This window comes from Agromyces seonyuensis, assembly GCF_009789225.1.
Classification (GTDB): Bacteria; Actinomycetota; Actinomycetes; order Actinomycetales; family Microbacteriaceae; genus Agromyces; species Agromyces seonyuensis.
Genome location: NZ_WSTA01000017.1, coordinates 44,174 through 55,763 on the forward strand (window position 1 = coordinate 44,174; position 11,590 = coordinate 55,763).

Here is an 11,590-nt window from a genome sequence, read left to right on the forward strand (position 1 = left end):
GCACGCCTCACTCCGCGGGCTCGGCCTTCAGCTTCACGACCGGAATCGCCTGCGTGACGGGCTGCAGGCCCGAGAGCTTCGACGGTCGCAGCTGCCGCTCGACGTCCTCGCGGCTCATGAGCCCCGCCTCGACGACGAGGTCGGCGACCGGGCGGCCCGTCAGCAGGGCGAGCTTGGCGAGCTTCGACGCCTCCTGGTAGCCGATGAACGGGATGAGCGCGGTGATGACGCCCACGCTCGAGGCGACCATCTCGGCGAGCCGGTCGGTGTTCGCCGTGATGCCGTCGATGCAGTTGATGCGGAGCGTGCGGCAGGACTGCCGCAGCCACGTGATCGACTGGAACAGCGAGTGGGCGATGATCGGCTCGAACGCGTTGAGCTGGAGCTGCCCGCCGTCCGCGGCCATGGTGATCGTGAGGTCGGAGCCGGCGATCGCGTAGGCGACCTGGGTGACGGCCTCCGGGATCACCGGGTTGACCTTCCCGGGCATGATCGAGGACCCGGCCTGGCGCGGCGGGAGGTTGATCTCGCCGAGCCCCGCCTGCGGGCCCGAGGAGAGCAGCCGCAGGTCGTTGCAGATCTTCGAGAGCTTGATCGCCGCGCGCTTGAGCGCCGCCGAGAGCGACATGAAGACGCCGACGTCGCTCGTCGCCTCGATGAGGTCGTCGGCGGCGACGATCTCGAGGCCGGTGATCTTGCGGAGGTTGCGGATCGCGGCGGCGCCGTAGCCGGGTTCGGCGGTGATGCCGGTGCCGATCGCGGTCGCGCCGAGGTTGACCTCGGAGAGCAGGCGGATGAGCTCGTAGAGCCGCTCCCGGTCCTCCTCGACCGTCGTGGCGAAGCCATGGAACTCCTGGCCGAGCGTCATGGGCACGGCGTCCTGGAGCTGGGTGCGGCCGACCTTCAGCACGTCGTGGAACTCGCGGCCCTTCGCGTCGAACGCGTCGCGCAGCAGCGCGTGCTCGTCGAGGAAGCTCTTGACCATCGCGATGAGCGCGACCTTGAGGGCGGTCGGGTAGGTGTCGTTCGTCGACTGGCTGCGGTTGACGTGGTCGATCGGGTGGATGACGTCGTAGCGGCCCTTCTCGTAGCCGCCGAGCTCGAGCGCGAGGTTCGCGATCACCTCGTTCGCGTTCATGTTCGTCGAGGTGCCGGCGCCGCCCTGGACGACGCCGACCACGAACTGGTCGTGGTGCTCGCCCGCGATGATGCGGCGGCAGGCCTCGTCGATGAGCGCGGCCTTGTCGGGCGCGAGCACGCCGAGCTCCAGGTTCGCGCGGCACGCGGCGAGTTTCACCTGCGCGAGCGCTACGACGAACTCGGGGTACACCGAGATCGGTCGCTTGGAGATGGGGAAATTCTCTTCGGCGCGCATCGTGTGCACGCCCCAGTAGGCCTCGGCGGGAACGGCGATCGAACCGAGCGAGTCGGTCTCGATGCGCGTCGCCCCGTCGACGCTGACGGTGATGGCGGTCATGCATTCGAGGGTAGTCGCACTCGCATGCCCCTTCCGCCGTCCGTGAACGGCACCGGGGCGGCGCCGGATCGGCACCGCCCCGGGTCGTCCCGCACTGCTCAGCCGATGAACGCGAACGGCAGCGCCAGGAGGCCGAGGGCCGCCACGGCGAGGCCGAAGAGGATGACGCCCGCGAGCATCACCGAGTTGAGCACGATGCCCCAGATCGCCATCGTGCGGCCGGCGGGCTCGCGCTTGAGGCCGAGGATGCCCGTCACCAGGCCGGCGATCGGGACGATGAAGGTGAAGCCGGCGACGATCGAGACGAGTCCGAGCACGAGGCTCGAGACGCTGAAGCCGCGGGGCTCGTCGCCCGCCGCGGTGCGGGGCGCGGTGCCGTACGTGTCGGCGGTCGCGTTCGGGCTGACGGTGGTCATGGGATGCTCCTCGTTGGGGAATGCCCCGGAACGGTTCCGAGTGCGGCTTCGACGCTACGCAAGCCCGTTCCCCGACGGTATGCGGACAACCCCCCGTTGCGGCCTGCGGTCCGCATCCCCATATTGAGAGCACCACCGAGCACAGGAGATCCGGATGCAGCTACCCTGGACCGTCCACGGCGACGGCCGGAACGTCGGCCCCGACGAGATCGTCGCCCCCGGCGAACGACTCAGCTGGCCCCGCACGATCGGGCTCGGCGCGCAGCACATTGTGGCGATGTTCGGCGCGACCTTCCTCGTGCCGATCCTCACGGGCTTCCCGCCGACGACGACGATCTTCTTCTCCGGCATCGGCACGCTGCTCTTCCTCACGATCACGCGCAACCGGGTGCCGAGCTACCTGGGTTCGTCGTTCGCGTTCATCGCCCCCATCGTCGCGGCGATGTCCGCTGAGGGCGTCGCCGACCCCATGGGCGCGGCCCTCGTCGGCATCGTCTCGGTCGGCCTGCTGCTCGCGATCGTGGGCGCCATCGTCATCTGGACGGGCACGGGCTGGATCGACGCGCTCATGCCGCCGGTGGTCGCGGGCAGCATCGTCGCCCTCATCGGCTTCAACCTGGCGCCGGCGGCGCGGGACAACTTCACCCAGGCGCCGCTCACTGCGACGATCACCCTCGCCGCGGTCCTCATCTGCGCGGTGCTCTTCCGCGGCCTCCTCGGCCGTCTCTCGATCCTCGTGGGTGTGCTCGTCGGCTACCTCGCGGCGACGATCCAGGGCGAGATCGACTTCGCGCCGATCGAGAGCGCCGCATGGATCGGGCTGCCCGAGTTCCACCTGCCGGCGAACCCGTTCGCGGACGCCGCGATCTGGGGGCTCCTGCCCGCGTTCGTGCCCATCGTGCTCGTGCTCATCGCCGAGAACGTCGGGCACATCCGCGGCGTCGCGCAGATGACGGGCGACCAGAGCATCAACCGGTCCACGGGCAAGGCGCTCCTCGCCGACGGCGTCGCGACGACCATCGCGGGCTTCTTCGGCGGCTCGGGCACGACCACATACGGAGAGAACATCGGCGTCATGGCCGCGACGCGCGTCTACTCGACGGCCGCGTACTGGGTGGCCGGCGGCGTCGCGGTGCTGCTCGGCCTCTCGCCGAAGTTCGGCGCGGTCATCTTCACGATCCCGCCGGGCGTGCTGGGCGGCGTCACGACGGCCCTCTACGGCCTCATCGGGATCATCGGCATCAAGATCTGGGTCGACAACAAGGTCGACTTCTCCAAGCCGGTGAACCAGTTCACGGCGGGCACCGCGCTCATCATCGCCATCGCCGACTTCACGCTCCAGCTCGGCACGCTCACCTTCAACGGCATCGCGCTCGGCACCATCGCCGCGATCGTGATCTACCACGTCATGCACGCGATTGCGAAGGCGCGCGGCACGTCCTGAGGCGGGCATCCGTCGCTCGCGGGCATCCTCGACGCGGGCGGATGACCGCGGGTCGACGCTGCGTCCGCCCGGGGCCGGGCGGGCCCGGCCCCGGGCATGCTCAGAGGCCGAGCAGCGACTCGATCGGACCGCGCGCGAAGAAGATCACGAAGCCGGCCGCGACGACCCAGAGGATCGGGCTGATCGCGCGCCCCTTGCCGGCTGCGGTGCGGATGACCACCCAGCTGATGAAGCCGGCGCCGATGCCGTTGGCGATGGAGTACGTCAGCGGCATGACGGCGATCGTCAGGAAGACCGGCAGCAGCACGGTGAAGTCGACGAGTTCGATGCGCGCGATCTGCGACATCATCATGGCGCCGACGATGACGAGCGCGGCGGCCGCGACCTCGGTCGGCACTATGGAGACGAGCGGCGTGAAGAACATGCCGATGAAGAACAGCAAGCCCGTCACGAGGTTCGCGACGCCGGTGCGCGCACCCTCCCCGATGCCCGAGCCGGACTCGATGAAGACGGTGCTCGAGGAGGAGCTCGTCGCCCCGCCGGCGATCGCGCCGAAGCCCTCGACGAGCAGCGCCTGGCGCAGGCGCGGGAAGTTGCCGTGCTCGTCGGCGAGGCCAGCTTCGCGCGAGAGCCCCGTGAAGGAGCCCATGGCGTCGAAGAAGTTCGTGAAGACGAGGGTGAACACGAACATGAACGCCGCGATCCCGCCGACGCGCTGGAACGATCCGAGCAGGTCGACCTGGCCGACGAGCGAGAGGTCCGGCCAGGCGACGAGCTGCGTCGGCAGCGAAGGCACCGAGAGCCCCCAGCCGCCGGGGTTCTCGGTCGCGGCCCCGAGGTGGAGGATCGATTCGAGGACGATCGCGATGACTGTGCCGGACACGAGTCCGATGAGCATCCCGCCGCGCACCTTGCGCGCGACGAGCACGCCGGTCAGCAGCAGCGTCACGACGAAGACGAGCGTCGGGATCGTCGCGATCGAGCCGTCGACGCCGAGGGTGATCGGCGGCGAAGCCGCCCCGGTCGATGTCACGAATCCGGCATCCACGAACCCGACGAAGGCGATGAAGAGGCCGATGCCGACCGTGATCGCGAGCTTGAGCTCGACGGGGACGGCGTCGAAGATCAGCTTGCGCAGGCCGGTCGCCGCGAGCAGCACGATGATGAGGCCGTTGATCACGATGAGGCCCATCGCCTCGGGCCAGGTGAGCTCGCCGACGACGGAGGCGGCGAGGAACGAGTTGATGCCGAGCCCAGCGGCGAACGCGAACGGGAGCCGTGCGATGACGCCGAAGAGGATCGTCATGACCCCCGCGGTGAGCGAGGTCGACGCCGACACGGCGGCGAACGGGAGCACGTCGCCGTCGACGTCCGGCGCCGACGACAGGATGATCGGGTTCAGGATGACGATGTAGGCCATCGTCACGAAGGTGACCACGCCGCCGCGGATCTCCGTCGAGAGCGTGGAGCCGCGGGCGGTGATCTCGAAGTACCGGTCGAACCCGGAGACCCGGCGCTCCGGCGCCTCGGAGCCCTGCTCGGTCGAACTCGTCATATCGGCACCATATCGCCGAGGAACTCTCAGGATCGAGTCCCGCTCCGCGACTCGGCCGGACCGGGCAGCCTCAGAGACCGAGGTGGTGCATGACGTTCTCGCCGACGATCAGCCAGATCCCGATGAGCACGGCGAGCGCCGAGAGGCCGAAGCAGCCGTAGGCGCCGAGGTACGCGAAGCGCTTCTCGCGCTCCGTCAGCGGCGACTTGCGGGCGGCCTTCGCCGCGCGCTTCTCGGCCTTCTCGAGCTCTGCCGGCGTGATGATCGCGATCGCGTCGGTGAACTCCGCCGGGGCGACGATCGGGGTGCGTCCCGAGACCGTCAGCAGGCGCAGGCCGAGCGAGTAGAGCGAGACGACGATCGCCGTCACGATCAGCGCGGCGATGAGGACGACGCCGAAGGCGCCCCAGTCGATGGTCATGACTTGGACTTCGCCTTCTTGATCGGCTTCGGGTTCTTCTTGATCTTCACCGCGAGACCCGAGTCCGCGACCTCGGAGACGACGCCGCGCGGCTCGCTCTCGCCGCGACGCGACCACAGGAAGATGAAGAGGATCACGGCGGAGCCGACCACCGCATCCAGGACGACGCCGACGATGCCGAAGCTCGCCACGTAGGCGGCGATCGCGCCGACGATGCCGGCGGCCGGGAGCGTCAGGAGCCAGCCGAGGCCGATCTTGCCGGCGGTGCGCCAGCGCACCTTCGAGCCGCGGCGGCCGAGGCCCGACCCGATGACCGAGCCCGAGGCGACCTGCGTCGTCGAGAGCGCGAAGCCGACGTGGCTCGAGGCGAGGATCGTGACGGCCGTCGAGGTCTCCGCCGCGAAGCCCTGCGCGGGCTTGACGTCGGTGAGGCCCGTGCCGAGGGTCTTGATGATGCGCCAGCCGCCGACGTACGTGCCGAGCGCGATCGCGAGGGCGCACGCGGTGATGACCCAGAACTCCGGGCCGGTGCCGGGCGCCTGCAGGTTCACCGAGATGAGCGTCAGCGTGATGACGCCCATCGTCTTCTGCGCGTCGTTCGTGCCGTGCGCGAGCGCGACGAGCGAGGACGAGAAGATCTGGGCGTAGCGGAAGCCGTCGCGCCCGTCGGGCTTGCCGTCGTAACGCCGGGTGATCGCGTAGGCGAGCTTGGTGGCCGTGTACGCCACGAGCCCGGCGGTCAGCGGCGCGAGGAGCGCGGGCAGGATGACTTTGGACATGACGACGCCGAAGTCGACGGCGGCGACGCCGGCGCCGACGATCACCGCGCCGATGAGCCCGCCGAAGAGCGCGTGGCTGGAGGAGGACGGCAGACCAAGCAGCCACGTCAGCATGTTCCAGATGATCGCGCCGATGAGGCCGGCGAGGATCAGTTCCGGGCCGATCGCGATGCCGTTCTCACCCTCGCGGATGATGCCGCCCGAGATGGTCTTGGCGACCTCGGTCGAGAGGAAGGCGCCGATCAGGTTCAGGATCGCGGCGATCGTGACGGCCGTCTTGGGGCGCAGCGCGCCCGTCGCGATCGGCGTCGCCATCGCGTTCGCGGTGTCGTGGAAGCCGTTCGTGAAGTCGAAGAACAGGGCCAGCGCGATGACCAGCACGACGATGAGGGTGAGTTCCACCGGCGTCTTTCGTTCGAGGTCGCGATCGAGGAGTTCGTCGATCGTTCAGGAAAGTTCGGTTGCGGAAACGGGCGGAGCCGTGCAACCGGTCGATGGTTTCACGGGCCGCCCGAGAGGTCAAACGGAGGATGCCCTCCCGGGCCGATCCTCAGCCGATCGGAAGCTCGCGCGCGACGTGCGCGAGGTCGGGCGCGAACTCGAACGCGCGCCGGACGACGCCGCCGGCGAGCACCCCGGGCAGCCAGCGCGCCGCGTCGTCCCACATGTCGGCGTAGGGGACCGCGTCGAGGTCGAACCACTCGGGATCGAGCTCGTCCGACGGCGTCGCCTCCCCCGCGGACGTACGGCACACGAACACGTGGGACTCCTGCGACCAGGCGTGCCGGGTCGGGAACGTGTACGTCAGCCGGCCGCGGGCCTCGAGGTGCGCGGGGTCGAGTTCGAGCCCGACCTCCTCGCGCACCTCGCGCACCGCGGCCTGCACCGGGGTCTCCCCCGGTTCGAGCTTGCCGCCGGGGCCGACGAGGCGGCCCGCACCGAGCCCCTCGCGCTTGCGGCCGAGGAGCACCCGGGTGCGGCCGCCGCGTTCGCGCAGCACGTAGACCACGCACACCTGCGGCAAGCCCATGGAACGTCGCCGCTCAGCCGAAGAAGATCTTCGCCTCGGCGTAGCGGCTCTCCGGCACGACGTTGAGCCCGCCGGTGGCCTCGGCGATGCTCACCCGCTCGATCTCGGTGCCGCGCAGCGTCACCATCTCGCCCCAGGCGCCGTCGTAGGCGGCTTCGACCGCGTGGATGCCGAGGCGCGTCGCGAGCACGCGGTCGTAGCCGGTGGGCGCGCCGCCGCGCTGGATGTGGCCGAGGACGGTGGCGCGCGACTCGATGCCGGTGGCCGCCTCGATCATGGGCGCGAGCTGCTCGGCGATGCCGCCGAGACGCGGGCGGTTGAAGGCGTCGAGCCCCTTGTCGGAGTACGCCTCGGTCATGCCGTCGAGCATGAAGCCCTCGGCGACGACGACGAGCGGGGCGCGGCCGCGGTCGCGGACCGACTCGACCCACTCGGCGATCTGCTCGATCGACTGCGGGTGCTCGGGGATGAGGATGGCGTGCGCGCCGCCTGCGATGCCCGAGTGCAGGGCGATCCAGCCGACGTGGCGGCCCATGACCTCGAGGACCATGCAGCGGCCGTGCGAGTCGGCCGTCGTGCGGAGGCGGTCGATCGCCTCGGTGGCGATCTCGACGGCCGTGTCGAAGCCGAACGAGTAGTCGGTGGCGGCGAGGTCGTTGTCGATGGTCTTCGGCACGCCGATGACCTTGATGCCGCCCTCGTCCCAGAGCCGGCGCGCGGCGGTGAGCGTTCCCTCGCCGCCGATGACCATGAGCGCGTCGATGCCGTTGCGGTCCATCATGCGCTGGATGTTCTCGGGGCCGCCGCCCTCGCCCTCGAAGGGGTTCGTGCGGGACGAGTGGAGGATGGTGCCGCCCTGACGCGCGAGACCGCGGACGTCGTGGCGGACGAGCGGGACGAAGTCCTCCTCGACGACGCCCTTCCACCCCCACTTGAATCCGACGAACTCGGTGTCGTGCTCGATGACGCCTTGGAGGACCGCTCCGCGGATGACCGCATTGAGTCCGGGGCAGTCGCCGCCGCTGGTGAGGATTCCGATTTTCATTTCTGGTTCGACTCCCGTGGCCTGTCGTCGATGGTGATGATGTCGCCGCCGGCGTCATCGGAAGCGGCGACATCGGTCAGCCTAGCGGGAACCTCACAGGGTGCCGTCGAGGGCCGCTCGCAGCAGGTGCTGGAGGGCGTCGAGCTGCACCGAGTCGGCCGAACCGGGCTCGACGTCGACGCCGTCGAGGGCGCGCGCGGCGAGCCCCTGCTTGGCGTCGATGAGCTCGGCGATGCGCGCGTCGATCGTGTGCGCGGCGATGATGCGCCATGCCGTCACGGGCTCGTCCTGGCCGATGCGGTGCACGCGGTCGATGGCCTGCGTCTGCTCCGCGCTCGTCCACGACAGCTCGGCGAGCACGACGTTGGAGGCGGCCTGCAGGTTCACGCCGACGCCTGCCGCGGTGAGCGAGCAGACCGCGATCGAGACCTCGGGGTCCTTGTTGAACGCGTCGATGGCCGCCTGGCGGGCGATCGCCGACTGGTCGCCGCGGAGCGAGACCGTCTTGAGCTCGCGTGCCGCGAACGCGGCCTCCGCCTGGTCCATGACGTCGATGTGCTTGGCGAAGAACACGACCTTGCCGACCGAGCGGGCGAGCTGCGCCGCATAGTCGGAGGCGAGGCCGGCCTTGGCCTGGCCGATGCGGCGCACCATCGTGAAGACGTTCTCGCCGGACTTCGCGGACTTGGATTCCTCGAGCTCCGAGTGGGCGACCGCGCGGATGAGCTGGTCGCGCACGTCGTCGTCGAGGTCGCCGCGGCGCAGGCCCCGTGCTTCGACGAGGGAGGTGAAGCGTGCGAGCAGGCGGTGGCCGAGCTCCCGCTCGGCGGCGCGGATCGAGCGGCCGAGCTCGTCGTCGAGTTCGACGGGGAGGTCGGCGATGCGCTTGGCGGGCAGGTCGGCGGCGACGTCGACCTTGCGGCGGCGCACGATGCCGAGGTCGACGACCGTCTGCCGCGCCTCCGGGTAGAACCCGTGCTCGGCCGGGGTGAGGCCGTTCTCCTCGAGCTTGCCGAGCAGTTGGGCGGACGGCTTGTCGCCCTCGATCCAGCCGAGGAAGCGCCAGATCGCGCGGAAGTCGTCGACGTCGTTGATGAGCGGGGTGCCGGTGAGCGCGAGCAGCAGCGGGTCGTGGCCGGGCGTGCGCTGGCGGATGCGGTCGGCGAGGGCGAGCACGTTCTTCGAGCGCTGCGACTGCAGGTTCTTGATGAAGTGCGCCTCGTCGACGACCATGCCCTTGAAGCCGTACTCGCCGAGCCAGGACATGTGCCGATCGAGCACGTCGTAGTTGACGATGATGACGTCGGCGAACGCGTCGAGACCAGCGCCATCGCCGTGGATGACCGTGGCGCGACGGTGCGGCGTCCAGCGCTCGACCTCGCGGGCCCAGTTCATCTTGACGACGTTCGGGACGATCGCGAGCAGCGGGTACGCGTCGGCGACGGAGGCGGCGAGCACCGACTGCGCGGTCTTGCCGAGGCCGGGCTCGTCGGCGAGGAGGAACGTGCGGTGGCCCTCGCGCGCCGACTCGATGAAGCGCACCTGGTGGGGCATGAGCTCGAGGCCGCGCGGCGAGAGCCGGTCGACCTTCGGCGTGGGCGGCAGTTCCATGCTCGCGGCGCGGCCGCCGGCGCCCTGCTCGAACGACTTGAAGAGCGGGCCGAGGAGTTCCCAGTTCGCGAGGCGGCGCACCGGGACGGCCGGCTCCGGAGCGCTCTCGAGGTCGGGGGCGAGGAACGGGTTCGCGAGGTGGAACGACTTCACCGACGCCGGCACGACCTGGTTCGCGGCCGGCTGGATGGGGGTCGGCTCGGGGTCGCGGGTGATGATGAGTTCGTCGGGGCTGAGTTCCGCGCCGGATTCGAGCAGCCAGTCGCGGCGGAAGCGCTGCGCGACCTGGCCGACGGAGGCGTCGGGCTCGAGGAGGGCGATGAGGCTGGTGTCGCGCGCCGCGGTGCGTGCGAGGATCTGGGCGATGCCGTCGAGGCGCTTCAGCAGCTCGGCGCGGGCGGCCTCGCCGATCTCGCCGTCGGCCTTCACCCGGGCGCGCTCCTCGCGCATGAGCAGCGCGATGACCTGGAACTTCGTGCGGTTCGTGGGGCCGAGCCGGCCCTTCTGGGCCTTCGCCTCGACCTCGCGCACCTTGCGGGCGAGGATCGGGATGACGGGGGCGTCGTCGTCGCGCGATCGCACGCGCGATCGCTGCCTCGTCTGAGCCATGGTCCTCCAGTCTCGGGCCGCGCCCCTCGCGCGACCGCTTCCGGTCCGTCGCGCGCAGCCGTGCCGCACGAAACGGCCTGCGGCTCGATGGAGCACTGTCGGGTCGCGGCTTCCGCTGAAGGTGCCGCGGACGCGGCGGGCGGTCGAGCACCGCGTGCAGTTCGCACGCCGTCGACCACGGGAACGAGCCGGTCAGGCGTCGACTATTCTACGCCCCGAATCCTCACCTTCGCACCACGGGACACGCGGACGCCGCGAACCCACGGGATTACACTGAGGATATGTCAGGACTCGTGGGGACGGGCGACGGCTTCACGCCCGAAGACGAAGACCTCGAAGCCGAGGAGCTCGAGCACGAGTACGCGCTCGCGGCGGCCGACGAGGACCGACCGGTCGACGACTCGCTCGAAGACGAGCCGCTCGGCGTCGATGCGGAACGACGCGTCGACCTCGGCGACGGCGCCCCGGAAGCGACCGGTGCCGCCGAGGCCGCGGACGTCGACGACGACGGCGAGGAGTAGGCCGCCCGCGACGAGCGTCGCCGCGGCGACCCGGGAGGGGTGCGCCCGTCAGCGCCGCGCGAGGCGCAGCGAGTTGAGCACGACGAAGATCGACGAGGCCGCCATCGCGACCGCCGCCGCCGCCGCGGGCAGGATGCCGAGCACGGCGAGCGGGATCGCGAGCGCGTTGTAGGCGAAGGCCCAGAACAGGTTGCCGCGGATCGTGCCGAGCGTCGCGCGGGCGAGCGAGACCGCTTCCGGGATCGCACGAGGGTCGCTGCGGACGAGTGCGAGGTCGCTCGCGGCGAGCGCCGCGTCCGTGCCGCCGCCCATGGCGATGCCGAGATCCGATGCCGCGAGCGCGGCCGCGTCGTTGACGCCGTCGCCGACCATCGCGACCCGCTCCCCCGCCGCCTGCCGGGAACGCACCTCGGCGAGCTTGCCCTCGGGGTCGACGCCCCAGCGCACGTCGTCGGCGGCGATGCCGACCTGGGCGGCGAGCCGCTCGGCCGGTGCCCGGCGGTCTCCCGTGAGGAGCACGGGACGGAGCCCGAGACCACGGAGCGAGGCGATCGCGTCGGCCGCGCCCTCGGCGGGCTCGTCGCGGAGCTCGAGGAGACCGAGCGCGCGTCCCGCGCGCGCGACGGCCACGAGGGTGCCGTCGGCCGCGTCCGCCGCCTCGGCGAGGGGCGCCGGCAGCGCG

11 protein-coding genes are annotated in these 11,590 nt (G+C 70.7%); 2 read left to right on the forward strand and 9 right to left on the reverse strand.

Features of this window, described 5'->3' with window-relative positions:
- Positions 1 to 7: 7 nt before the first annotated feature.
- Both GB864_RS05635 and GB864_RS05640 read right to left on the reverse strand, forming a co-directional pair.
- Positions 8 to 1,477 carry an aspartate ammonia-lyase gene (locus tag GB864_RS05635; protein ID WP_160423365.1) on the reverse strand — a complete coding sequence of 490 codons (1,470 nt, stop codon included), beginning with the start codon at positions 1,475 to 1,477 and terminating at the stop codon, positions 8 to 10.
- A 98-nt stretch (positions 1,478 to 1,575) separates the two neighbouring features.
- The gene (locus GB864_RS05640) at positions 1,576 to 1,893 is read right to left on the reverse strand and encodes a DUF4190 domain-containing protein (protein ID WP_202106998.1); all 318 of its coding nucleotides are present in this window, start codon (positions 1,891 to 1,893) and stop codon (positions 1,576 to 1,578) included.
- Positions 1,894 to 2,047: 154 nt separating this feature from the next.
- Between GB864_RS05640 and GB864_RS05645 the strand changes: the two genes are divergently transcribed.
- Positions 2,048 to 3,337, forward strand: a complete 1,290-nt coding sequence (locus tag GB864_RS05645; protein ID WP_160423366.1) for a uracil-xanthine permease family protein — start codon at positions 2,048 to 2,050, stop codon at positions 3,335 to 3,337.
- Positions 3,338 to 3,437: 100 nt separating this feature from the next.
- On the opposite strand, the gene GB864_RS05650 is transcribed toward GB864_RS05645, so the two are convergent.
- The 6 genes from GB864_RS05650 to GB864_RS05675 form a co-directional block, all read right to left on the reverse strand.
- Positions 3,438 to 4,892, reverse strand: coding sequence for an NCS2 family permease (locus GB864_RS05650; protein ID WP_160423367.1), 1,455 nt, complete (start codon positions 4,890 to 4,892; stop codon positions 3,438 to 3,440).
- Positions 4,893 to 4,962: 70 nt separating this feature from the next.
- On the reverse strand, positions 4,963 to 5,313 hold the full coding sequence (locus GB864_RS05655) for a peptidase (protein WP_160423368.1): 351 nt from the start codon (positions 5,311 to 5,313) through the stop codon (positions 4,963 to 4,965).
- Positions 5,310 to 6,494, reverse strand: coding sequence for an inorganic phosphate transporter (locus GB864_RS05660; RefSeq protein WP_160423369.1), 1,185 nt, complete (start codon positions 6,492 to 6,494; stop codon positions 5,310 to 5,312). Before GB864_RS05660 ends, GB864_RS05655 begins: the two co-directional genes overlap by 4 nt.
- A gap of 148 nt (positions 6,495 to 6,642) precedes the next feature.
- A complete protein-coding gene (locus tag GB864_RS05665; protein WP_160423370.1) occupies positions 6,643 to 7,122 on the reverse strand; it encodes an 8-oxo-dGTP diphosphatase in 480 nt (159 codons plus the stop codon).
- Between the two features lie 13 nt (positions 7,123 to 7,135).
- Positions 7,136 to 8,167: a 6-phosphofructokinase gene (locus tag GB864_RS05670; RefSeq protein ID WP_160423371.1), complete on the reverse strand. Its 1,032-nt coding sequence runs from the start codon at positions 8,165 to 8,167 to the stop codon at positions 7,136 to 7,138.
- Positions 8,168 to 8,260: 93 nt separating this feature from the next.
- A complete protein-coding gene (locus GB864_RS05675) occupies positions 8,261 to 10,387 on the reverse strand; it encodes a DEAD/DEAH box helicase (RefSeq protein ID WP_160423372.1) in 2,127 nt (708 codons plus the stop codon).
- 281 nt (positions 10,388 to 10,668) lie between these two features.
- On the opposite strand from GB864_RS05675, the gene GB864_RS05680 reads away from it, so the two are divergent.
- On the forward strand, positions 10,669 to 10,908 hold the full coding sequence (locus GB864_RS05680) for a hypothetical protein (RefSeq protein WP_160423373.1): 240 nt from the start codon (positions 10,669 to 10,671) through the stop codon (positions 10,906 to 10,908).
- 48 nt (positions 10,909 to 10,956) lie between these two features.
- On the opposite strand, the gene GB864_RS05685 is transcribed toward GB864_RS05680, so the two are convergent.
- Positions 10,957 to 11,590, reverse strand: a 634-nt coding sequence (locus GB864_RS05685) for an HAD-IC family P-type ATPase (RefSeq protein WP_160423374.1), incomplete at its 5' end; no start/stop codon positions are given.